Annotated in this window: 14 protein-coding genes; 5 read left to right on the plus strand and 9 right to left on the minus strand. The window is 44.2% G+C overall.

Annotated features, from left to right (window positions below; genetic code table 11):
- Nucleotide 1 precedes the first annotated feature (1 nt).
- Nucleotides 2-1,192 (minus strand): Pycsar system effector family protein, encoded by a 1,191-nt coding sequence (locus ACKWCA_RS08145; RefSeq protein ID WP_413977680.1) that lies wholly within the window; start codon nt 1,190-1,192, stop codon nt 2-4.
- 58 nt (nt 1,193-1,250) lie between these two features.
- On the opposite strand from ACKWCA_RS08145, the gene ACKWCA_RS08150 reads away from it, so the two are divergent.
- Nucleotides 1,251-4,961: a metallophosphoesterase gene (locus tag ACKWCA_RS08150; RefSeq protein WP_413977681.1), complete on the plus strand. Its 3,711-nt coding sequence runs from the start codon at nt 1,251-1,253 to the stop codon at nt 4,959-4,961.
- Nucleotides 4,962-4,999: 38 nt separating this feature from the next.
- Here ACKWCA_RS08150 and ACKWCA_RS08155 read toward each other — a convergent pair whose 3' ends face one another.
- From ACKWCA_RS08155 to ACKWCA_RS08175, 5 genes are read right to left on the minus strand one after another with little or no spacing between them, the layout of a single operon-like run.
- Nucleotides 5,000-5,851 carry a hypothetical protein gene (locus ACKWCA_RS08155; RefSeq protein WP_413977682.1) on the minus strand — a complete coding sequence of 284 codons (852 nt, stop codon included), beginning with the start codon at nt 5,849-5,851 and terminating at the stop codon, nt 5,000-5,002.
- Entirely contained in the window at nt 5,844-6,746 is a 903-nt protein-coding gene (locus tag ACKWCA_RS08160) for an AraC family transcriptional regulator (protein WP_413977683.1), read from the minus strand. The genes ACKWCA_RS08155 and ACKWCA_RS08160 overlap by 8 nt, the downstream gene beginning before the upstream one ends.
- A 4-nt stretch (nt 6,747-6,750) precedes the next feature.
- The gene (locus ACKWCA_RS08165; protein WP_413977684.1) at nt 6,751-8,097 is read right to left on the minus strand and encodes a vanadium-dependent haloperoxidase; all 1,347 of its coding nucleotides are present in this window, start codon (nt 8,095-8,097) and stop codon (nt 6,751-6,753) included.
- Nucleotides 8,094-11,372, minus strand: a complete 3,279-nt coding sequence (locus tag ACKWCA_RS08170; RefSeq protein WP_413977685.1) for a VCBS repeat-containing protein — start codon at nt 11,370-11,372, stop codon at nt 8,094-8,096. Before ACKWCA_RS08170 ends, ACKWCA_RS08165 begins: the two co-directional genes overlap by 4 nt.
- Nucleotides 11,365-14,718, minus strand: a complete 3,354-nt coding sequence (locus ACKWCA_RS08175) for a VCBS repeat-containing protein (RefSeq protein WP_413977686.1) — start codon at nt 14,716-14,718, stop codon at nt 11,365-11,367. Before ACKWCA_RS08175 ends, ACKWCA_RS08170 begins: the two co-directional genes overlap by 8 nt.
- Before the next feature lie 362 nt (nt 14,719-15,080).
- Between ACKWCA_RS08175 and ACKWCA_RS08180 the strand changes: the two genes are divergently transcribed.
- From ACKWCA_RS08180 to ACKWCA_RS08195, 4 genes are read left to right on the plus strand one after another with little or no spacing between them, the layout of a single operon-like run.
- A complete protein-coding gene (locus tag ACKWCA_RS08180) occupies nt 15,081-16,478 on the plus strand; it encodes a Gfo/Idh/MocA family protein (protein WP_413977687.1) in 1,398 nt (465 codons plus the stop codon).
- Between the two features lie 8 nt (nt 16,479-16,486).
- Nucleotides 16,487-17,245 carry a 3-keto-disaccharide hydrolase gene (locus ACKWCA_RS08185; RefSeq protein WP_413977688.1) on the plus strand — a complete coding sequence of 253 codons (759 nt, stop codon included), beginning with the start codon at nt 16,487-16,489 and terminating at the stop codon, nt 17,243-17,245.
- Between the two features lie 12 nt (nt 17,246-17,257).
- Nucleotides 17,258-18,691 (plus strand): Gfo/Idh/MocA family protein, encoded by a 1,434-nt coding sequence (locus ACKWCA_RS08190; protein WP_413977689.1) that lies wholly within the window; start codon nt 17,258-17,260, stop codon nt 18,689-18,691.
- Nucleotides 18,692-18,736: 45 nt separating this feature from the next.
- Nucleotides 18,737-20,389, plus strand: coding sequence for a solute:sodium symporter family transporter (locus ACKWCA_RS08195; RefSeq protein ID WP_413977690.1), 1,653 nt, complete (start codon nt 18,737-18,739; stop codon nt 20,387-20,389).
- Nucleotides 20,390-20,462: 73 nt separating this feature from the next.
- Here the strand turns inward: ACKWCA_RS08195 and xylA are convergent, their stop codons facing one another.
- From xylA to ACKWCA_RS08210, 3 genes are all read right to left on the minus strand, one after another.
- A complete protein-coding gene (gene xylA, locus ACKWCA_RS08200) occupies nt 20,463-21,788 on the minus strand; it encodes a xylose isomerase (RefSeq protein ID WP_413977691.1) in 1,326 nt (441 codons plus the stop codon).
- Nucleotides 21,789-21,855: 67 nt separating this feature from the next.
- Nucleotides 21,856-23,337: a xylulokinase gene (locus ACKWCA_RS08205; protein WP_413977692.1), complete on the minus strand. Its 1,482-nt coding sequence runs from the start codon at nt 23,335-23,337 to the stop codon at nt 21,856-21,858.
- Between the two features lie 123 nt (nt 23,338-23,460).
- Nucleotides 23,461-25,032, minus strand: coding sequence for a RagB/SusD family nutrient uptake outer membrane protein (locus tag ACKWCA_RS08210; RefSeq protein ID WP_413977693.1), 1,572 nt, complete (start codon nt 25,030-25,032; stop codon nt 23,461-23,463).
- Nucleotides 25,033-25,039: the final 7 nt, after the last annotated feature.

The raw sequence follows: 25,039 nt of genomic DNA on the forward strand, positions 1-25,039 counted from the left end.
TCTATCCAAGTCGTTCCGGACCCAAAAAGGCAAAAGCCAGTGCGAAAGCCACTACTGAAATCACGATGCCTATCATAAAAATCACATAGGTCAATCGTAGTATTTTATACTTTCGGTGCAACACTAATCCTAGAAAATACAGATCTTTTGTGAGCGAGGAATAGATGTACTCTTTGTCTTTGACCAACTCACCTATCGCCCATTCATAATCCGACAATTTCATTTTATGGAAATTGCCGAAGAACAAGAGGTTCACCTTTTTCTCTGCTACATCCTCTTTTGTGAATTGACCACCCGTAATGTTCGGGCGTGTAGCCAATACGGCCAAAACCATTGACACTACGCTGAATGTCAAGAATATAAGGGTCGGGAAAATCAAATAGGTATTTGATGGGTTGTCTAATTTCGGAATGAGATTTGAGAGCGCCACTGAAATGATAATCGCGTTGACGGAGAGCAGAATGTTCGCTTTGGTATCGGCAATATCACTCAGTGTTAAGTGGTTTTTCAGCGTTACACGAAACAGGGTTTGCACCCCTCGATCCGGGCTTTCCGATTTGTATTTGGCCTTTAAAGCTTCCTTCTTTGCGATTTCTTTTTCAATCTTCTTATCCTTAATCAGGCTTTTCAGGTTTTTCTCTTTTGTTGGCTGCCAGTGTTCTTTCGCATATTCGGTGTAGAATTGATGCTCCGTCTTGAACATTTCAATATTGGCATTTCGCCATTCCTTATTGGAATACTCCATTATTCCCAATAGGGCGAGCTCTTCTCTGAGATAATCGGCTGTTTCTAAGTAGCTTTTTTGACCAAAATGTGACGAATCCGCGTCTCGGATGATTTGTTCGTGGAGGCTTTTAGGTTCATGAAAACGTTTTGTGGCCATGATGCAATCTGAAACCTTCTTGATTTTATCTTCTGGATAACCTTCCTTGGTCAGAAATGCAACTGCCAAGGCACAGCTACTCTCCTCGTGGTCTTTCGTTCCTTTGGTATAGCCAGTGTCATGTAACCAGGCTGTCAACATAAGTATCTCGCGATCTTCATCGGCAAGATTATGCGCATCCAATAATTCTTTAGTACTTTTAGCGACACGCTCGGTATGTCTTAGATTGTGGTACAAATGCTTTGGATCCAAAACATTGGTCAATAAATCCGTGGCGAAAACTTTAGTTTTCTCTATGATATCCGACATATCTTTTATGTTGTGTAAGTGCCCCAAATTACGAAATTTTCGACTGTAGAACGTTTATATGAAAAAATATTACTTCGCTTTGACCGTAGCATTGATTTTTAGTAGTTGTGCTACTTATACTTCCAAGTTTCTTGTGGATGCTCCACAAGAAGATAGAGCAAACGACAAGCCTGTGGTACATACGGTTTACCTTATCGGAGATGCAGGTCTTTCCCCGGAGAATGGGATGAACCCTCCACTTACGCTATTCAAAAGCGCTCTGAGTAAAGCAGATAAAAACAGTACGGCCATTTTTCTCGGTGACAATATCTATCCCGCAGGTTTCCCTGACAAAAAAGATGCTCCTAAGGATTATGCTTCTGCCAAGAACCATTTGGACGCACAACTGAATACCCTTGAGAGTTTTGAGGGCCGCCCCTTGTTCATCCCTGGCAATCATGATTGGTATAGTGAGGGCTTAAAGGGTTTAGAACGACAAGAAAAGTATGTCGAGAAAAAACTGAAGCAAAAGAATCCATTTTTACCTGAAAATGGATGTCCGGTAGATGTGGTCAAGGTATCAGATGATTTGGCTATCATCGTTATTGACACGGAATGGTACATGACCAATTGGGATAAGCACCCTACGATGAACGATAATTGCGAGATCAAAAGCCGCGCCAAGTTCTGGGAGGAGGTTGAAGGGGCCATTAAAAAGAATCGAGATAAAACTACGCTTATTGCCATGCACCACCCAATGTTTTCATATGGTCCGCATGGGGGGCAGTTTTCTTGGAAACAACAGTTGTTTCCCAGTAGCAGTAACATTCCGTTGCCAATTTTGGGGAGTGTCGTGAATCTGCTTCGCAAAACTTCCGGTGCTTCACCGGCAGACATCAGTAATAAAAGGTACACCGAGTTTCAGAACCGTATGGTCACCTTGGCCCAATATTCTCAAAAGGTCATTTTTGCCTCGGGTCATGAGCATACGCTACAGTATATCAAAGAACACAATACACCACAGATCGTAAGTGGATCAGGTGCTAAAAAAGGAGTGAGCCGCTTGCTCAATGGAAGTCAGTTTTCAACAGGACATCGTGGCTATGCGGTTTTGGAAATTTACGAAGATGGTTCCTCTCAGGTACGATATTATGGGGTGTCTTCTGAAAACAAAGAAGAGTTTTTGTTCAATACCGAAGTGCTTCCTGCGGATCGAAATGACCATGCCGATACCTATGCGAATGATTTTCCTGCAGAAGCTTCGGCCTCTATTTATACACGAGATGAAATCGACAAAAGTGGTTTCTTTCGAACCATATGGGGAGACCGTTATAGAAAGTATTATGGCGCAGAAGTCACGGCACCAACGGTGCAGCTTGACACACTTTTTGGAGGTTTGAGGCCCGTTCGTCGCGGTGGAGGACATCAATCCAAATCCCTCAGGCTTCGACATAGTAGTGGAAAGGAATATGTGATGCGGGCCTTGCGAAAGGTCTCTGAACTCTACCTGCAGTCGATGGTTTTTCAAAAGCGCTATGTGATGGATGACCTTCAAGACACCTTTGTGCAGGAGTTGCTCGAGGATTTTTACACCGGATCACATCCCTATGCCCCATTTACTATCGGTGATTTGTCCGATGCTGTCGGAATTTATCATACCAACCCTAAATTATATTACATTCCCAAACAGTCGGCTCTTGAGGATTTCAACCTTGATTTTGGCGATGAGCTGTATATGATAGAGGAACACGCAGGTGACGGCCATGGCGATTTGGCAAGCTATGGTTTTTCGGATAAGTTGATCAGTACAGACGATATGCTCGAAGATCTTCGTGACGATGAGAAGTACGAGGTCGATGCCCAGCTCTATGCAAGAGCTCGTTTATTTGATATGGTATTGGGTGATTGGGACCGTCATGTAGATCAATGGCGTTGGGCGCGGTTCAAGGACAAAGAATCGAAAAAAACGACCTATCGCCCTGTGCCAAGAGATCGAGATCAGGCCTTTTCCATAATGGGTGATGGCCTGTTTATGGGTCTTGCCACAAGATGGGTACCAGGACTCCGTTTGATGGAAGGGTTTAAAGAGGAAATACGAAGTGTGGAAGGATTCAACTCATCTCCAAAAACCTATGTGCTCGATGTTGCGGTACTTTCCGAAACAACCAAGGAAGAGTGGATTCAAGAGGCGAAATACATTCAAGAAAATCTTACTCCAGCTGTTATCGACAAAGCATTCCTTAATTTTCCCGAAGAAGTACGTGGTCAGACGACAACTGAACTCAAACGCATATTGCTTGCGCGAATCAACGATATTCAGAATACTGCTAAGGCCTATTACGGCATATTGAATCGACATGCAGTGATTACAGGAACGGATAAGGATGATTGGTTTGAAATAGAAAACCTCAATAAAGAAGAAGTACTCGTGCGTGGCTTTCGTAATATCAAGGGCGAGAAAAGCAGAAAGTTCTTCGAGAAAAAGTTCCATCGCAATGACACGAAAGAAATTTGGATCTATGGTCTGGATGACGACGATCGTTTCGAGGTCAAGGGCAATCATAACGGAAGAATCAAAATACGGTTGATTGGAGGGCAAAACAATGATATCTATGACGTTGGGGAAGGTGGCAATACCATGGTGTATGATTATAAATCCAAGAAGAACAGCCTCGAAGACGTTTCAAAGGCCAAGGTCATATTGACTGATGATTATGAGGTAAATACATATCAACCCTTGAAAATCAGAAATTCGATCAACCAATTGCTGCCATTGATTGGGTTCAATCCTGATACGGGACTCTCAATTGGCCTTAGCGACACGTATACTTACAACGGTTTTAGACAAAACCCGTTCACCCAACAGCATCGATTTGACGTGGGGTATTATTTCGCAACAAGTGGTTTTGATTTGGGGTATAAGGGGGAGTTTGCCAATATTTTTGGAGCGGCTAACCTGGAGCTTGCCGCTGAATTTACCAGTCCTAATTTTGCAATCAATTTCTTTGGTTTTGGAAATGAAACGGAGAATTTAGATGATACTTTGGAGTTGGATTACAACCGAGTTCGTTTTGGGACTGTTACATTTGCGCCTTCCTTAGTTTGGCGTGGTGATTTGGGAAGTAAGTTCCGCACAGGCATTTCATACGAATCGATTGATGTAGAAGAGACTGAAAACCGCTTTATCAATACCTTCTATCAAGCCAATGGTGCTGAAACGGAAAAGGATTTTCTAGGGATCGATATGGAGTATACGTACGAGAATAGTGATAATCCGGCATTTCCGACCTTGGGGATGGCCACTTCACTTCATGTAGGTTACAAAACTGAAACTGGCGGAGATCAAAGTTTCGGATTTATCATTCCGAGCCTATCATTTGACTATAAATTGATTCCGAGCGGGAAACTGGTGCTGGCTACCAAATGGAAGGCCCATTTCAATATCGGGGATGACTTCGAATTCTATCAAGCTGCAAGTATAGGGGGGGTAGACGGTCTCAGGGGATTCCGAAACGAGCGATTTACCGGGAAGAAATCATTTTATCAGAACAGTGACCTGAGATTGAGCCTGGGGAAGGTGCGTACGGGAATTCTACCGGCGGCAATCGGGCTCTATGGCGGCTTTGATTACGGCCGTGTATGGAATCCGAATGAAGATTCGAATGTGTGGCATACTTCCTATGGTGGAGGCTTTTTCCTAGATGCTGCAGGTGTCGCCTCTATACGCGCAGCCGTTTTTAACAGTAATGATGGTATACGGGTTGCTTTCGGCTTCGGTTTCGGGTTTTGATGATACCCGTAAATTAGTTCAAAATGGGCATTAACCAATTACTTCAGGGAATAGGAGTAGAGCATTCCTCCTTCGTTATCGCGTACTTCGTCTGATAGGAGCAAGGTTGTTCCATCTTTAAAGCATACCGATTCCAACTGGGTACGAACCCCCAAATCGATTTCAGTGAGTTTGCCCTCGAAAAAAGAATCACCGGTAAAGTCGGTCAACGTCCAAAGTTTGCCGTAGCCAAGAAGTACGACCGTTTTACCATCGGGCGAGATATCCGCGGAAGTAACCTGACAGGTATTCCGTTCTTCACAAGTAGTTATCGTTCCAAGTAGCGTAGCGTTATGTCGACCGACTTTTAGGGGTACACGATAAATCGACACCTCGCCCGAGAATGGATGGGCCCTGTTTTTAGTGAAAATGTAAAAGTGTCCTTGCAAATAGAAAAAGGCTTCGGAATCGTATACCAGCTCCTTTTTCTTTGGAGGGTATTCTTTTTGTTCCGGATATTGAAATTCAATACGTTCAGCCTCTATTTTATCGCCAGGTTCGATATCGGGGTTAGGAAGTTTATAGATAACCAGGTTTTTTCTATGGTTGGCATTGTTACCAAAATCGCCTATGTATAAGTTGCCCTTTTTATCGGAGGTCAAGTCTTCCCAGTCATTGTTTTTGGCATTTTTTACTTCGAACTCCTTCCGTATTTTTCCATTGAAGTCCACTTCATAGATAATGTCTTTGTTTCCTTTGTCTTCAATGAACCAGACGGACTCCTGATCGAATTGGGCAATGCCCGAGTTCTCGCTCAACTTGTCCGGTAGTTTGGTGATCGCTTTAAGCTGACCGTAATTGGCACATGCGGCCAAAACTAACGTAGGAAGTAAGTAGAGCAATTTATTCATCTGCCGTTCCTTTCAATGGCATGTAAATTTCCGCTTTCCATTTCAGGGCATCGCCGCCCATATTCGGGTTATTGTAGAAAACTTCGACAGGAAGTTCAGATATCGAAATGGCATTTCTTTCAGCGTGGTCGATTAAGGCGTACCAAGCCCTATCAGAACTGATATAGTTGCCATTGTAAATGGCTTTTAGCGCTTTTTTGCCGTAAAAGTTACGATACTTGAGTTCAGGGTGTTCGGGTAAAATATCGGATTGAACGATCGGAAAACAGAATTTGAACTTCAAGCTGTCCGCACCCTTTTGCCATTCGGTCACTTCTAAAAAAGGCGATCCATTTAACTGAACCTTGTGTTTTGACAGGAAACTGGTCAACAAGGGAAAATCTCGCATCATACCGTCGGCCTTCCCGATTTGTGATGATTGCACATCGGTACAGGCGCAAAAGGTAGTAGGTATTTCTTCTTCCCCGATAATTTCGACCTTGAATTTCTTTCGATGTTCATTCAGCTTATCGACAAAATCGAGCAAGGTCTTTCTGGTACGTTTTTCAAAATCGGTATCGTTGAAAGGGATTTCCAGTTTGTTTTGAAAACTATGGTCTTTATCTCGGGCATACACGCGAACCCGAGATAAGGAATCATGAATTGCGGTTATTTCCCACTCATAGATATGGGTGGAATCCCCGAATTGCAAGTGTTGTGTCAATTCGGTAATGGGTTTTTCATCCGTTATTCCAGTACCTTTTAGGGTTTCGCTCCACGTCTTGATAATTTGATTTACCTCCCCCGGAAAGGTCTTCACCTCGAAAGTGACCTGATAATCGTTTGATTTTAGAAAGAAGTACCAGATGGTGGCACTTACCATGGCAATACCCAAGACTGCGAGAACTTTCTTCATAGGTTTAGTTCGATGCGTTTTGCGCTTCGCGTTTCATCTGTAGATTATCGACAATGAAATTACCTAGATCTCTACCTTGCTTGACTCCGACGTCAACCGCTTTTCGATAGTGGATTCCACCGTACATTCTGCTTATGGCCGCCTCGCTTGCCGCAGCCTCGAATGAAGTAAAGCTCCGAACCGGAAGTCCGTAGGGTACTTCGGTATCATCGTCAAAGGCAAAATCACCTCCGAAAATACTGGTCAATGCTACTCCCGCGGCTCCGGAGACTACACTATGTCCGCTGGTGTATTCAGGAAAGGGAGGAGTTTGTAGTACCGGCTTCCAGTTTTCGTCAATGTGTGCATTGATCAAGGTTTCCGGTCGTATTAAATTACTTCGGTATTTCTCATCCCAGCAGCTGATGAAGCCGTCTGCAATAGCAATCGAGGTTTTGGTATAGGCAAAAAGCGTTTTTGCAAAATCGCTATCGGTCTTCTTGGTCGCTATTTTGACGATACCAATCCAGTGTGCTCCCGGGGTTATTTTTTTGGTTGCGAACATCAGATGGCCACGGGTAACGGAAACATACGGATTGCAATCCCAAAATTGAGCGATGGCAATCTCGTCTGATTCATCACCCTTCTCTGTGATTTCGTTGCTGATATCATAGACTTCCCGTACCTCTTTGTAAAAATCACTGTTCTCTTCCATCGAAAATGGCGGCGGGGGTGCCGGCTTGAATTGGTTGGCCGAATCGATGACGAAAGGCCTTATTTTGTTCCAATGGGGTTCAATGCCCTCCATATAGGCAGGTGGCGTAGGCTGCCAACGTGTGGGGTCGTCCGTGTTGACCGTAAACTTTGGCATGGTGCGCGTCTGGTTGTAATTATCCTTGTTCATCCAAGCAGCAATATGTTCGGCAACTTGTAGGCCGTATTCTTTCGATGCGTTAAAGGCCTTTTCGTTCTTAGATTGCCATTCTGTGTAGAGACTATCGCGAAAGGGCGTTAATTTCTCTTCGGAAAAAATAAGCCTACGGCTGAGGTCGATATGTGCTACCATTGCCGCAACTTCATGATTTATCGGTTGTGATGTATCGGGCTTAGGTATGGGTGTAAGCTCATGTACTTGACCGGCCAGGGAAGCATAATCATCGTTTGTCAACGCCACGATTTCGTAGGCCGCTATATTCGGATAGGCGAAAATACGACTGGCCACCGGAGGTGAAAAGATATCATGTATCATGATTTGGGTGACATGGTCTATGGACTGGTGCAGTACATCTGGGGCCACCACTAAGGGTTCTTCTTTTTTACCGCAGGCAAAAATCAGGACTATCAAAAAAAGTACGCCGTATTTCTTCATCATTCTATTTTTTTCTTATTCAACTTGTACGCTTGGGCTTCTTCATTATTGAATGTTACCAACAGGTACGGGCGATTTTGAAGGGTTATAATATTCAGGTTTCTGACGGATTTATTCGTAAGATCCAAACCAATTTCGTAACCCAAAACTACATTTTTTTTGTGTTTTATCATAGCTCCGCTGAACGAACCAAATCGCCCGTGAAATGGCTTGACACCAAAGTAATTTCCTCCAGCGAGTAGCTCTTGTTTGTTATCTCCATCGAAATCATACACTAGCAAACTCGTAATCGGTGCCACTTGAAGTTCGGTTTGAAAAGGGACAAATGTGAATGTGCCTTTGTTGTTTTCAAGATAACCGGAGCGTAGTTCATGCACTTCATGAAGCTGTGCACGCTGTAAAACCTCTTCTGCAATGATCGCTTCAATGGGCTTTCCTGCAAAGTCTTTGTAAGAGGTAAACTTCTTGCGTAAGGAAACCATTTGAGCGGAGAGTCCACCTAAATCTTCAAGAGGATAATAGGTGCCATTTTTTTCGATGGTGACCAAGGTTTCGGTACTCTTGTTATCGTCAAAATCACCGTAGTACATTTTCATTGGCGCATCTATGGACGCCTTGAACTTGCTATTGACGCCCCAATTGCCAAGAACATAATCTATATCGCCATCCGAATCGATATCAAATGGTGTGATACACTGCCATAGACCGTTGCGTTTTTCCGCTATTACCTCTACTTCGCTGAATTGACCATTTTCGTTTTTGAAAAATCTGGGGGGCATCCATTCACCCACAACAATTAAATCGGTAGAGCCGTCCGCATCAAAATCCGACCATACGGCATCAGTGAGCATTCCGGCCTTTTGTAAAGGACGATCACCTTTGATCGTGAATACCCCATTTTCATTTTCAAGAAGGTAGGAAGATGGAATGTTACCAAAGTCGCTGGTAATGGCTTGATTGCCGATAAAAATATCCAGATCACCATCTGCATCAAAATCAAATGGTTTGACCACGGATGCATTTTCAAAATATTCGGGTAGGGCACGGGCGTCAAAAAGTCCCTCTTTTTGAATATAATAACTGTCCGATAGTGGCGCGGCCTGACCAAAAAAGTCACCTCCTCCAGAAACTACGAATAAATCCTCTTTTCCATCCGAATTGAAATCCGCGATTGTGGCGGCTATTTCTTCCTTTATGGAATCTTTTCTGATGGAAGGAAAGTGTACCTTCTGATATGCGCTATCGGTTTGAAGGTATATTTCGGATGGAATGTATTTTGACCCTCCGAAAAAGAGGTCTGTTTTTCCATCCCCGTTAAGGTCGCCCAATGCGGTTGCAGGGCCGCGATCTCCGATTTGATACGGAATCAACTTTTGCCGATTGAAATCGGTATAGCGATCTTCTTTATGAACAAAATCGATACCTAGATTCCCCTCGACTTTTTCAAAAATGGTTTCCTGGTCAGGTTGAATGCGTTTGTAATCGAAAGGTTTGGTGTGCGTTGGCGAAAGGGTCAAGGTCTGGTTGGTCGCAACCTCTTTCATAGTCTGATATGACCCATCTGGCCAAACTATGCGCAGCGAGTCTACTTTTTCATGTTCACCATACCCATAATGGATAAAGGGTTCCGATGAGGCCTGAAAACCTCTTGCCGTATACAGTTCTTTAAATTGAAGCTGACCTTTGTGATACGAATAGACTTTGGTTCCTATGCCAAAATGATTCGGTGCCCTGTACTTAAATCTGAGCTTTAGATAATGGGCACGCTCATTGGTTTTATTGATATATAGGGTCGCTGGGCGATCACTATTATTTGTCACCAGATCGATATCACCGTCAAGGTCTAGATCGGCAAGGGCAGTAGCGCCCGAAATCAAGGTATCATTCGCTATCCAGTCATCTGAAACGTCATGAAACCTAAGGTGGGCTGTTCCTTTGAAAACCCGATTGGGTACGGCACCCGAAGGCATCAATGCCAGCGCTTTGTTGTCGACTAGCTTGGTACTATTGATTTTACTTTTGATTTGTTCACTAGAAACAAAATTGATATAATCGAGGTCATTAGGACGTTTTGTAATACCATTTGAGATAAAAATATCTTGGGAACTGTCTTGGTCGAAATCCGCAAAAAGGGCACTCCAACTCCAATCGGTTGCAGCCACTCCACTGAGTAGCGCTACTTCAGCATAAGGTGCTTGGGCTTGGTTGACAAAGAGCATATTTCTGGAGTACTGATAGTGGTAGCCGAATTGTTCCGTACGGAGGCGCTGGGTTTGAAAGTCATTGTCACCCTCAGAAGATTTCAGTATCGTCTCATCGTCAGGTAGCATATCCAAGCTTAGGATATCGGGCCATCCATCGTGATTGATATCGGCAACATCGTTTCCCATGGAGAATTTGGAAGTATGGCCGAAATACTGTCGTAAGCTCTCGGAAAATGTGCCATCACCATTGTTGAGGTAGTAATAGTCGTCTTCATGAAAATCGTTACCTACGAAAATATCGGGATACCCATCTTGATTGAAATCTGAAACAGCTACTCCAAGGCCGTACCCATTGACTCCCCCATAAATTCCGGCTTCCTCGCTGACGTCGGTAAACTTGCCGTCGTCATTCCGTAGTAATTTGTCACCGGTTTGATAGTTTCTTTTTTTTCGAACATCAACGGTGCCGTATGATTCTTGGGTGTGTACCGCATGGTTCAACAAATAAATATCGAGATCCCCGTCCAGATCAAAATCAAGAAAGGCTGCGGAAGAGCTGTATGAATCAAAATCAAGTCCATACTGGGCCGCACTCTCGGTAAAAGTTACTTCTTTAGAGCCGGCAGAAGTCCCATTATTGATATAGAGCTCATTATAGCCACCAAGACCGTTGATTCCCACCACGGCACAGACGTAGATATCCAATAGGCCGTCGCCGTTCACATCACCCATGACAGCTCCGGTATTCCAAGAACTGTTGCCCGCAACACCGGCCTTTTCCGTGATGTCCTCGAACTGTAGGTCGCCTTTGTTGATATACAGTTTGTTCTTCACCTGATTACCTGAAAAGAAGATGTCAGGCAGTTCATCACCGTTAATGTCACCAATGGCAACTCCTCCACCATTATAGAAGTATAAGTAATCCAAGATATTCACATCTTCCGATGGCGTCAAGGTATTGGTAAAGGTAATACCCGTCTGCTCGCCGGACGGATTCTTAAAAAGAGTGCCTCCTTTTTCGCTGCATCCTAGAAGTGCTATAAGCCAAATGAAACTGACAACGATTCTATTCATCAAGAGCGTAGATCTTTGGTTTGGCGTCATTAAGTGCGGCAATCAAATACCGTTTGCCCTTAGCGTCTTTGAATTCTTTGAGATGTTTGATTTCTTCCCGTATGAAAAAACCACTTTTGGAATAGTTTTGCCATTCGAATCCCATTTTTCCATCCCCTAAAAGCACGTTTCCGAAATTAGCATCGAGACGCGAATACTGGGGCTTGAACTCAAAATTATTTCCACCCATCACCAAATCCAAATGCCCGTCATTGTTGATGTCCGTACAGGTGATTCCGCATATACATGAAAGTTGCACCCTACTGGGCAACTCTTGTATTGAAAAGTTTCCATCGCCTTCGTTGATGGCGATTACTGATTCTGAAATTGCTGCCTCTTTGACTATTGAATTTTCGAAGATGTCTTTGGGGAAAAGGGCATCCACGGTTTTTCTAGCGTATTCGGAAGCTCTTAGATTTTCTTTTTTCAATTTGACCATTTGATTTGTCAATTCCTTTTTTTGATGAATGGGATAGTCTTTACCGTCCTCCCGCATGGTGACTATTTGCTCAATGGTACCGTTATTGTCAAAATCATTGATCCACATCTTCATGGGGCTTCCCGATGAAGGTTTGTAGTGCAAGTTGGATCCTTGATTACCTAGCACTAGATCCAAGTCTCCATCACCGTCCAAGTCGGCCGCCTCGACCGTATTCCACCAACCGCTGAGGCTATCAAGGGTAGTGGGTAGTTTTGCTAGGCGACGCCCTGTGTTTCGGTAGATATTGGGAGTTCCCCATTCCGAAACGGTGATCAGATCCTCTTTCGTATCCCCATCCATATCGGCCCACAGCGAACCGGTGATCATGCCTGCATCTTTGATGTGGTATACAATGCGCTCTGTAGCATTTTCAAATGAACCGTCGCCATTATTGATTAAAAACAAGTGTTCGGGGTCTACACCATAGGTGCCCGCAACACTCCTTGATGCTATGAAGAGATCGATATCGCCATCTTCATCAAAATCATTGGGCGAAATGCTCGACACATTTTTAAGGGTAGAAGGGATTTGTTCAGAAGATCTTGTAAAATCGCCTTTGCCGTTATTGATATAAAGCCGATTAATGGTATTTCGTTCGTTGCCGATTTCGTTTCCTCCTGAACCGACCATCAAATCTAGATCTCCGTCATTATCGGCATCAAAGAAAGCAGCGGCCGTATCTTCGTAAAGAGCATCGATTTCAAGGGCCTTTTGAGCTCTCGCCTTGATGTTCCCTTTTCCACCGTGAAAGTAGATCGCGCCTGCTTGATTTTTAGCCCCTCCGATAAAAATATCTTCGTTTCCGTCACCATTGACATCACCGGTCGCCAAAGACGGCCCTTCCTGGGAAAGCAATTTGTAGATCAAGCCCTCATTGTCAAAATCGTTATAGGCATTTTCTGAATGTGCTAGAAGTTTTGAATTGGGAACTTCATTTAACAAGGGGTCTACGATCGCTTTAGTCGGAATTCGGTAGCGAGCCAAAGCCTCTTCTTGATGAAACACTAGTGACTGATTGACATTGACCTTTTCAAGCAACTGTGTTCTGTCATCGGGCCAGATGATGCGTACCGAGTCGATTTCGGTCGCTTTACCAAGACCGATAGTCATGGTATAGTCCATTGACGATTGAAAACCGCGAAAAGGTATGAGCTCTTGCAAAACGGTATTATCATCATAGTAAAGTAGTGCCGTAGTACCGATGGCAAATGGATTTTGACCACTTCCTTTAAAGCTCAGTTTTAAGAAATTATGGTCTCCCTTGGTCTCTGTATGATTTTCATACAGAAAGGTTTCGGTATTGACGTTGTTCACGACCAAATCTAAATCCCCATCATTATCAAGATCGGCGTAGGCTGCACCATTGGACATGGTTTCCAGGTCGAACCCCCATTCCTTGTTCGCATTCGAGAAAGTAATATCGCGATTGTTGCGATAGGCATAATTCGTTTGTGGTCGAATCGGCATTTTGTTGATTATCGAATCAATGGATGCTTTCTTTCCGGTCAATGCCATGTCCTGTATGATTTCGTTGGCGAAAAAATCTACGAAATCCAAATCGGTAAGGTCATGGTTGATTCCGTTGGTAATATAAATATCGCGCCAGCCATCATTGTCCATATCGAACATCAGGCCCGCCCAACTCCAATCGGTCGCGTCCACACCACTGAAATACGCCACTTCCGAGAAGGTGCCGTTTCCGTTGTTGAGTTGTAGGGTGTTCTGGATATACTGCTGATAGAAGTCTTTGCTCTGTTTTAGTTTAAAAACGTCATATCCTTCAAACTCCATAACTGCTTTAACACGTCGGTCTTCTTCCGGGAGCATATCTGTGATAAAAATCTCCGAATGGCCATCATTATTGATGTCGGCCATGTCGATACCCATAGCGGAAAGTGAAAGATGAGAGGTCCAGTTTTTGATTTCTTCCGAAAACGTACCATCTTGATTATTGATGTATAAGTAGTCACGCTCGTAAAAATCATTGGAAATGTACAGGTCTGGGTATAGATCCTTATTGATATCGGTCACCATAACCCCCAAACCGAATCCGATCAGACTCCCATAAATTCCTGCCTGTTCGCTAACATCAATAAACTTACCGTTATCATTCCGAAGTAACATATCGCCCACCCCTTTGAAAATGTCGGGTACTCCTTGCCAATCTTGGGCACGAACCTCTCGCTGCTCTGCATATCCCAAACTGGTGACGGGTATATTACTGTTGTTCAAGATATAGGCATCTAGATCACCGTCTTTATCGTAGTCGAAAAATGCTGCGTGCGTCGAAAAACCTGTTTTAGCCAGATTATATTCCGCTGCCCGCTCGGTAAAGGTTAAATCGCCATTGTTGATATAGAGGTCGTTGTCATGGTTGTCACCTTCCATGTTTCCTGCATTGCTCACATATATGTCAAGTAGCCCATCAGCATTGATGTCGACCATACAGACTCCGGTCGACCAAGGTTTATTTCCCTCTACACCTGCTTTTTCCGAAATGTCCTCAAATGTAAAGTCGCCCTTGTTGAGGTACAATTTATTGGATACCATGTTTCCGGAAAGGTAAATATCAGGAAGACCGTCATTGTTTATATCGCCGAGGGCCACGCCTCCGCCATTATAAAAGTTCCTATATTTAAAGATATTGAAGTCTTTTTGGTTCGTTACTTTGTTAACGAAATCGACCCCGGTCTGTGTTGGTGGTAAGAGCGAGAAAAGGGTGGCTGTTTTTTCCTCTTTTTTTTCAGACTTATCTTCGTTGGACGTACAAGATAAGGCCAAGGCAAGCAGTATAAATAGACCCGCTTTTCCTTTAAAAGCATTCATTGTCATAAAATACATTTTCATCATCCGGTCTTGAAAATTCCGGCAATAGCTATAACTAAAAACCAGTACTTCAATTGACCCGAAATCCCCTGTTCTATTGGGTGGCGCAAGATACATATTCTTAAGGGAAGAACGAAGATGTTACAGGTTAATATTTCTATAAAGAACGGGGCTTGTTCCCTTATTTTTTTGGGCAAAGGCCAGAAATGTTCTTTTATTTGGACAATGCTCCTTTTTTTTGAAAATTATCCGATATATTTAGGGGATTAAACCTTTGGAAACGCATAGAAAATCAGGTTCAAGTGCTATAGGCATTTTACTTTTTTAGCGCTTTCGAAAGGTGTCATAAGTGAAGATTTATTATGAAAAACCTGGATAGAAGAAAATTCATCAAGAAGACATCGTTATCCGCTGCTGCATTGGCAGCGGCACCATTGTTGACCCGTGGAGCGGAAATAGCATCCGAAAGACCGGCATTAGGTCAGTATATGGGCGATTTCGCGGCGCCAAAATTGGAAACTGTCAGAGCTGCCTTTATAGGTGTAGGGGCGAGAGGACCGGGGCACTTGAAGTTTTTTGCCGGATTACCTGGTACCGAGGTGGTTGCCATTAGCGACTTGTATGAAGACCTTGCAAAAAAGTGGGGAGAGGAAGCCAAAAGCATTGGTAAAGGTGAGCGCCATAAGAAAATCAAGCTGTATTATGGCGATGAGAACAAGTGGCGAACCATGCTCGACGAGATTAAACCGGACGTCGTTTTCATTGCCACCAATTGGAAAAACCATGCGCCCATGGCGATTGAAGCCATGAACAAGGGCGCGCATACCTTTGTTGAGGTTCCGATTGCCTTGACAATGAACGAGATGTGGGATATCGTGGATGTCTCGGAGACCACTGGAAAACACTGTATGATGATGGAGAACGTCAACTACAGTCGCGATGAATTGATGTTTTTGAATATGTGTCGGCAGGGGGTCATCGGAGAACCTTTTCACGCTGAGGCTGCCTATATTCATGAATTGCGCTTTCAGATGGAAGAGCAAGAACGTGGTACGGGCTCTTGGAGAACCCCGCACTATGCGAAGCGAAATGGTAATTTATATCCTACACATGGGCTCGGGCCGGTCGCACAGTATATGAATTTAGGTCGTACCGAAGATAATTTTGCAAGTTTGGTATCTTTTTCCAGCCCGTCCTTAGGGCGACGAATGTATGCCGAAAAGAACTATGCAGGCGACCATAAATGGAATCAACTGGACTATCAGGGAGGCGATATGAACACATCTATTATTAAAACCGGATTGGGCAAGACCATTATGGTCCAATGGGACGAGACCAGCCCGAGACCGTATTCTAGATTGAACTTGGTACAAGGTACTAAGGGAGCTTTGGCCGGTTTTCCGACTAGAGTGGCGTTAGAAGGCGGAGTCTCTGGAGTAACGAAAGATCATCATAGTTGGGTGCAAGGAGAGCAGTTGGAAATGCTATATGAAAAATTCGACCATCCCTTGTTCAAAAGATTGAACGATGCGACCAAAGATACGGGTCATGGAGGAATGGATGGGATGATGATGTATCGCATAGTAGAATGTTTGCAAAAAGGGCTTCCCCTAGACCAAAATGTGTACGAAGGATGTTTTTGGAGCGCTGTGAGCCCCTTAAGTGAGCGATCCGTGGCAAGTGGGGGTGCACCACAGCCATTTCCAGATTTTACAAGAGGAAATTGGAAAAACACGAAACCTTTAGGGATTATAAGTTAACCAGATTGATGAAAAAAATACACTTTATTTTTTGCGCAATGCTACTCCTACTGGCTTGCAAGAACGAACCAAAAAAAAATGAAACCGTCGAAGGCGAAAAAGCCGAGGCCGCGGTAGATGAAAACGATGGGTGGATTTACCTTTTCGACGGCACGAGTACCGAGGGTTGGCGTGCGTATAATGGCGAATCCCTACCACCACAATGGGTCATTGAACATGGCGCCCTGACCTTTGATACGGAAAAACGGGTTGAGGCCGAAAGAAAAGGAGGGAAAGACATCATTTATGGCGCGGAAGAATTTGAAAATTTTGAGCTTTATCTGGAATGGAAAATCCCTGAGGGAGGAAATAGCGGCATCCTTTACCATTTGAAGGAGGGTTACAATAGTCCACCAGAGGTCAGTCCTGAATATCAACTTTTGGATGATTTAAAGTGGGAGGAGATCAATAATGCCCAATTGGAAGACTGGCAAAAGACCGGAGCTGATTATGCAATGCACGTGCCCGACCCGGAACAGAAAACCATTAAACCTGCTGGGGAATGGAATAGTTCGCGTATTGTGTTCACTCAAGAACGGGTAGAGCACTGGCTCAATGGAAAGAAAATACTATCTTTTGTTCCTTGGTCCGAAGATTGGTATGAGCGAAAGAGTCAAGGGAAGTGGAAAGATTTTCCGGATTACGGGAAGTTCAAAAAGGGATTTATTGGCCTTCAAGATCATGACAGCCCCCTATGGTTCAAGAATATTAAGATTAGAAAACTATAAAAGTCGAGAGAAATGAAAAGAAGAAATTTTGTAAAAAGTACCGCTGCGTTGGCTTCCACTAGTTTGTTGCCTGCTTCTGTATGGGCATTGGCCAAAGACGGAAAACTACGTACTGCGCATATTGGCGTTGGAGGTATGGGAGGTGAAGATCTTAAGGCGATTTCATCACATGCCCAAGTCGAAGTGGCCGCTTTATGTGATGTGGATTCCGAAAAACTGGGTGCAGCTTCAAAATTACATCCAAAGGCAAAACTCTTCTCCGATTATCGAATAATGCTCAAGGAAATGGATGATCAAATCGATGCGGTCATTGTTTCCACACCTGACCATACACATGCTCCGGCATCAATGATGGCCATGAGCAAGAACAAACCCGTGTATTGTCAGAAACCTTTGACGCACCATGTTACCGAGGCAAGGGCGATGAACCAATTGGCCAAAGAAAAAGGCTTGATTACTCAAATGGGCATTCAGGTGCACTCATTCTACGACTATAAATTAGCAACACTCTTGATTCAATCGGGAATTATCGGCAAGGTCAGCAGAGTCCGCGCTTGGTCACCCAAGAATTGGGGTTACGATGGTCCGGTACCTCAAGGCTCGGATCCCGTACCGGAAAACCTGGACTGGAACCTTTGGTTGGGTACATCGGCCGAACGAGCTTATAAGAAAGATGTATACCATCCAGGAAATTGGCGAAAATTAATGGATTACGGTTGTGGAACACTAGGTGATATGGGAGTGCATATTTTCGATACACCTTATAATGCCTTGGCTTTGGACGTGCCTAGGACCATCAAGAACGAATGTCGTGAAACGAACGGTTTCGGATTCCCAGAAAACAATACGGTGACCTACGAATTTCCAGGTACCGACTACACTACGGAGACCTTGACTTGGATATGGTCGGACGGCCCAGGCGCCCCTGAGATGCACGACGACCTTAAACTGCCAGGGGCTAAAGGGGCAATGAAAGGTTCAGCAGCTTCGAGTGCAGAGGAAGCCTCAGTGAAAGATAAGATGTCACTTGATTCCAAAGAAGCGAATATGGATGAATTACCAGAACAGGGCGCAATGTTCATCGGTGAAAGAGGGCGCTTGTTATTGCCACATTTTATGCAATTGCCAAGGAAAATCGTCGATGGCAAATACGTTGATATTTCGGATGAAATTGCCAAGGTAGGAGCAAAGTATCAGATGGGCAAACCTATTCGAAACTATGAATCGGAAGGACCGAAACACTATCATCAATTTGTGGATGCCTGTTTGGGCAAAGGGGAGTGTACCGCTCCGTTTTCCTACGCATCAAGACTTACGGAGACCATCCTTTTAGGGGTCATCGCGGGTCGTTTTCCAAACGAAACATTACACTGGGACGGTGAAAACGGCAAATTCAAAGAAGAGGCGGCCAATAAATTTTTGGATGCCCCCTACCGAGAATTCTAGCATTCGGCAAGCAATCGTGTTAACAACCAATCAAACCAATTCTTTATGTTAGGAATATTCTCTTTTATGGGCTTCACGCTCTTGGTCGCGGTAATCGCTTATTTGGCGACCAGAAAAACTAATGAGAACACATCAGATGGCTATTTTCTGGGTGGACGGAGTTTGACCGCAGGTGTCATTGCCGGGTCGCTTCTTTTGACAAATCTCTCGACCGAGCAAATCGTTGGTCTGAACGGTAGTGCCTATAAAGACGGTCTTTCGGTCATGGCCTGGGAGACCTTGGCAGCGATTGCTATGGTGGTAACGGCCATATTTCTATTGCCGAGATATTTAAAGGGAGGGCTGACAACGGTGCCACAGTTTTTGGCGACACGTTTTGACGTCACAACGAAAACCATTACTTCAGGACTGTTTTTGACCGGCTACGTGGTGGTGCTATTGCCTGTTATTCTGTATTCGGGATCCGTAGCGATAAGTGGAATGTTCGATGTACCTACGCTATTGGGCGTGTCGGATAAAACTGCTCTTGTCATATGTATCTGGGGAATCGGAATCATTGGTTCTATTTATGCGGTATTCGGGGGACTCAAAGCTGTGGCGGTTTCGGATAGTATTAATGCGGTCGGTCTAATGATAGGCGGAATTCTAATCCCGGTGTTTGGTTTGATGGCCATCGGTGATGGCAGTGTTATCGCCGGAATCGACATTCTAATGACCACGAATCCAGAACGATTTGACTCAACAGGAAATCACGGTCAAGAGGTACCTTTCAGTACTATCTTCACTGGTATGATGTTGGTGCAATTGTTTTATTGGGGCACTAATCAACAGATTATTCAACGTGCCTTGGGGGCAAAGAACCTCGCGGAGGGCCAAAAAGGACTACTGCTTGCATCGTTTCTGAAAATACTTGGACCGTTGATATTGGTGCTTCCGGGAATGATAGCCTATCATTATTTTGAAGGTGGCCTAGCCTCGAGTGACCTTGCTTATCCCGAGCTGGTACGCGCGGTACTGCCCAAAACATTGGTCGGTTTTTTCGCTGCTGTACTTTTTGGAGCCATCTTGAGCTCCTTTAATAGTGTTCTAAATAGTTCGGTGACCTTGTTCGGTATCGATATCTATAAACAACATATCAATCAAGGAGCATCCGAAAAGACCGTAGTAAAATATGGAAAGATATTCGGTATTTGTTTGGCTTTGGCCGCCATGTTCATCGCACCTATGATCGCAAATGCCGGTAGTTTGTTCAACTATTTGCAGGAAATAAACGGTATTTACAGTATTCCTATATTGACTATCATTGTTGTGGGTTATTTAACGAAGCGAGTACCTGCAATAGCGGCAAAAATTGGTATTCTTTCAGGGTCGATTCTTTATATCATTAGCCAATTTATACTTAAGCCCGATTTGGTGAATACCGCTTTGGAAGAAGCAAAGGCTTCCGGTATTACAGATGAGGCGGCATTGAGGTTGGTAGAGGCGGATGCTTACCCTCATTTTCTTCATGTCAATTTAATCTTGTTCTTGTTGAATGTCGGTATTATGCTCATCATTGGAAAATTGTATCCGCGTGAAACGGCTTACGAGCAAGAATATACCAAACAAGTATCGATTGAACCGTACAAATATGTAAAGCAGGTGGGTATTGCGATTAGCGTAATCGTGATAGGCATCTATATTTACTTCGCAAAGTAGCCTGAAAAATTTGGTCAACAAAAAGGGGTGCCCAGATTGGGATACCCCTTTTTTATTGGTACACTAGTGTGGGCTAAATATATTGGTTGATGATGTTTTCGAACAATTCTTGTTTGCCACTTTGCAATTTCAATTCCCCATTTTCCTTGGCAATTTCATAGAGGTCGGCGAAGTTGAGTTTTCCAGCTTCGAAATCTTTCCCCTTTCCCGAATCAAAAGAGCTGTAGCGTTGTTCACGTAATTGATCATAGGGCGATGAGGAAATAATCTTATCCGCTACCAAAAGGGCCCGTGCGAATGTATCCGCCCCACCAATATGGGCGTGGAATACATCATCCATATCCGTAGAGTTCCTTCTGATTTTTGCATCGAAATTGATGCCGCCACCTTGGAGACCACCAGCTTTTAAGAAGACGAGCATCGCCTCGGTCACTTCGGTGATATTGTTGGGGAACTGATCGGTATCCCATCCGTTTTGGTAATCCCCTCTGTTTGCATCTACGCTTCCGAGCATACCATGCGCGGCAGCCACTTCAAGTTCATGCTGCATCGTATGACTGGCCAAGGTCGCATGATTGACCTCGATGTTGATCTTAAAATCATCCTGTAATCCGTATTGGTGCAGGAACCCGACCACGGTAGCACAATCGAAGTCATATTGGTGTTTCATCGGCTCCATAGGTTTCGGCTCGATAAAGAAAGTGCCTTTGAATCCTTGGGCTCTTGCATAGTCACGCGCCATACCTAAAAACCTTCCCATATGGTCTACTTCACGTTTCATATCGGTGTTCAGGAGTGACATATAACCTTCTCGACCTCCCCAGAAGACATAATTCTCCCCGTCTAATTCCATGGTTGCATCAAGGGCCAATTTAACCTGGCCACCTGCCCGCGCCAAGACGTTGAAATCGGGGTTGGTAGATGCCCCGTTCATGTATCTTGGATTGGAAAAGCAATTTGCCGTGCCCCATAACAATTTCACACCCGATTCGGCTTTCTTGTTTTTAATATAATCCACTATGGTCGCCAGACGTTTTTCCGATTCAGTAAAAGTGGAGGCTTCCTGAATCAAATCGAAATCATGAAAGCAGAAATAGTCAAAACCCATTTTGGTGATGAACTCGAAAGCGGCATCGGCCTTTTCTTTGGCCGCTTCAACGGCATCGGATGGCTGGTCCCATGGGAAATTCTGCGTTCCAGGACCAAAAGGATCGGCCCCCTGGCCACAGAAGGTATGCCAGTAAGCAATGGCAAATTTAAAATGTTTTCGCATTGATTTGCCAGCGACAACCTTATCCGGATCATACCATTTGAACGCCAATGGATTGTCGGAATCCTTGCCTTCGAATTTAATTTCCCCTATTCCTTTGAAATATTCTTTGTTTCCAATGAGTGCCATATCTTGAGTTATGAGTTATGAGTTATGAGTTATGAGTTATGAGTTATGAGTTATGAGTTATGTTATTTTATGTATGTAGTAGTTGCTGCAATTCGTTTTTCCAGTTTTGATAGGCCTTGAGATAGGGTGCTGTATTTTCGGCTGGTTTAAAACCCATGACATAGTCATTATCCATCAGCTTTTTCCCAAAAGTTTTAAAATCACCGTGGTGCAACTCACAGGCCCTAGCGGCTCCGATGGCTCCTGTAGTATTATAAATCTCTATTTCTTGACCTATTAAAGTGGCGATGGTCTGAGAAAAAATATCGGAACGAAAAAGATTGTCATTTCCTGCGCGGATAACTCCTGGATCGATGCCATCGGAGGTCATAATCTCCATTCCATATACAAAGGAAAAGGCAATGCCTTCCAAGGCCGCTCTGCACAGATGCGCCTTGTTGTGATTGTTGAGGTTGATATTTGACATCCTTGTGCCTAAGGTCTGGTTGTTCAACATGCGTTCCGCCCCGTTTCCAAATGGGTGAATGGTGACGCCATCGGAGCCAATTGGCACCGAAGCGGCCAAAGCGTTCATCTCTTCATAATCGGTGACATCAAGATTATTCATTAACCAACGATATTGAATTCCGGATCCATTGATACATAGTAATTTACCGATTCGTGTATTCGATTTATCGTAATTTACATGGGCGAAATTATTGACCCGGGTGCTTTCTTTGCTAGATAGGCTTTCCGTAATGGCATAAACAACTCCTGAGGTACCACCCGTTGCGGCTACTTCCCCCGGGTTGAACACATTTAGTGAAAGCGCATTGTTCGGTTGGTCTCCTGCTCGGTATAGAATGGGTGTACCTTCCGCCAAACCTGACTCGGAAGCGCCTTGACGAGAGACATAAGCTTGTGTTGAAAAGGTATCCACTAGTTCAGGAACGAGATTTTCATCGATGCCATAATGCTCAAGAAGCCAGTTGGCGACACTATTTTGCCGAAAATCCCAAAAAATACCTTCTGAGAGTCCGGAAATGGTAGAATTTATGGTGCCGCTAAGTTTATAGGCAATGTAGTCGCCTGGCAGCATGAATTTGTAGGTCCGGTTAAAAAGCTCAGGTTCGTTTTCTTGGACCCATCGTAATTTAGATGCTGTAAAATTGGCGGGGGAGTTGAGTAACCTATCAGCACATTGTTGATTTCCTAGCTGATCAAAGGCCCTCTGACCAATAGCCACCGCTCGACTATCGCACCAAATAATAGAATTGCGCAATGGTAATCCTTCCGAGTCCACGATTACCAACCCGTGCATCTGATAAGAAATGCCTATGCCTTCAATCGAGGAAGGCGCTACCTTATTTTCGGAAATCAACCTCTGAGTCGCTGAGCAGACATGTTTCCACCAGTCATCAGGATGCTGTTCGGCCCAGCCATTTTGAACTGCGGTGATTTCCATTTCAACGGAAGGTTCGCTCACGAGGGCAACCCTCTTTCCGGATTTACGTTCTACAAGCGCTGCTTTAATGGATGAGCTTCCAATGTCAAAACCGATGGCATACATAAATTTAATCCCGTATTTAGGGAAAGAAAGATATTGCTTTTTGTATTGGGTAGCAAATAGCGCAAAAAAAAAGCCCCGACGGAGTGACCGTCAGGGCTTTTTATAACACCTAAAATAAAATATTTAGTATCCTGGGTTTTGAACTAAATTTGGATTTGCCAACAGCTGGGCCGAAGGAATCGGGAATAGTTTGAACGTATCGTTTCCTACAGAACCAGGGGCCTTGAATAGCCAGTCTCTGGTATATTGCCCGAAACGTATCAAATCGTTTCTACGCCATGCTTCTGCATACAATTCGCGTCCTCTTTCATCCAATAGATCTTGTTCGGATACAGAACCTAATGGTGAGGCTTTACGAAGTACACGAAGTTCATTGACCATGGCCGTAGGGTCTCCACCACTGCGCATCATCGCTTCTGCCTTCATTAAATGGGCATCGGCATATCTGAAAATAATTTTATGACCGGTGAATGCGCCATAGCGAGGGTTGTATTTAATGACGCGGATACCAGTAGTCTCATCATTATTGATGATGTTAGGAGCACCATCGCCATCCAAGAAATCCCTTTTAAAGGTAAGCGGTGCGCCCGCTCTATCTTGAAGTGGAGTGCCATCGAAATCGTACTGTTGTCCAATAAGGAAACCATTACCTACCTGAGAATCTTCCAAGTCGCCATCACCACTTGGCGGTACACCACCACGACGCTCTTCTTGTCCGTCAAGTAAGGTAAAGTCCACTTCCATTCGGTTTGAATTGGCATCACCTTCGAACAAATCATAGTACTCGGCTAGCGTGGCAAAGCCATTCCATCCACCTCCACCTTGAGTAAGTGAATTGTAGTGAAGTCCATTGAAAATAACGTTTCCAGTACTGGAGGCTAAGTGCCAAATAGTTTCATTGTCGGCCGACTCACGGAAAAGGTCAAAATAACCTTCTTGAAGTTCATACCCTTCTCCGGCAATCTCATCTACTAAGGAAATCACCTGAGCCATATCTCCTGCATCAGGACTTCCACCTAAGTAAATATGCTTATTGAGCAAAAGCTTGGCCTTTAAGAATCGGGCAGCAGCTTTACCTGCTCTACCATTGGCTTCGTCACCACCTGCCGCAATGGTAGGAAGGTTACTAATGGCCGTGTCGATATCCGAGATGATGAAATCATAGGCTGCTTGGCCTGTCAAGATTTCAGGAATTGAACGTGATGGTAAGGTAACATCACGGAAAGGTACCTGCCCGTAGAAATCCAATATCGTCCACATACTCAAAGCACGCAAGAATGTAGCATCACCTATGTTCTGAGGGGTGGGGTTACTTCTAGAGTCTAGAATTTGCGAAGCAATCAATTGATTTCCGTTCCACTCATCCCAAGTACCTATAACAAAAGGATGCTCGGGAGTCCAAAGGTGTTGGTGCAAACTTGACCATTGACCATTATCGCCCCAGTCAGTACCACGTGTGGGTACGATGGCTGCATCTGTGGTTACTTCCATAAAGGAATGACGGTTACCTTGATTTTCCATTTGACCACGTACACGATTGTACAGTTCGTCGACTGCCGAATTGGTATCTGCCAAACCTTGGAAACCTTCGGTAATAATCGAATCGGTTTCTTCAATCTCCAAATCGGTACAGGATACAAAACCTATACTCAACAAGAGCGCAAATGCGTAAAGTTTTAAATTAATTTTTTTCATGAGTAAC

The sequence above is a fragment of the Maribacter corallii genome, from assembly GCF_047345415.1.
Lineage (GTDB): Bacteria > Bacteroidota > Bacteroidia > Flavobacteriales > Flavobacteriaceae > Maribacter_C.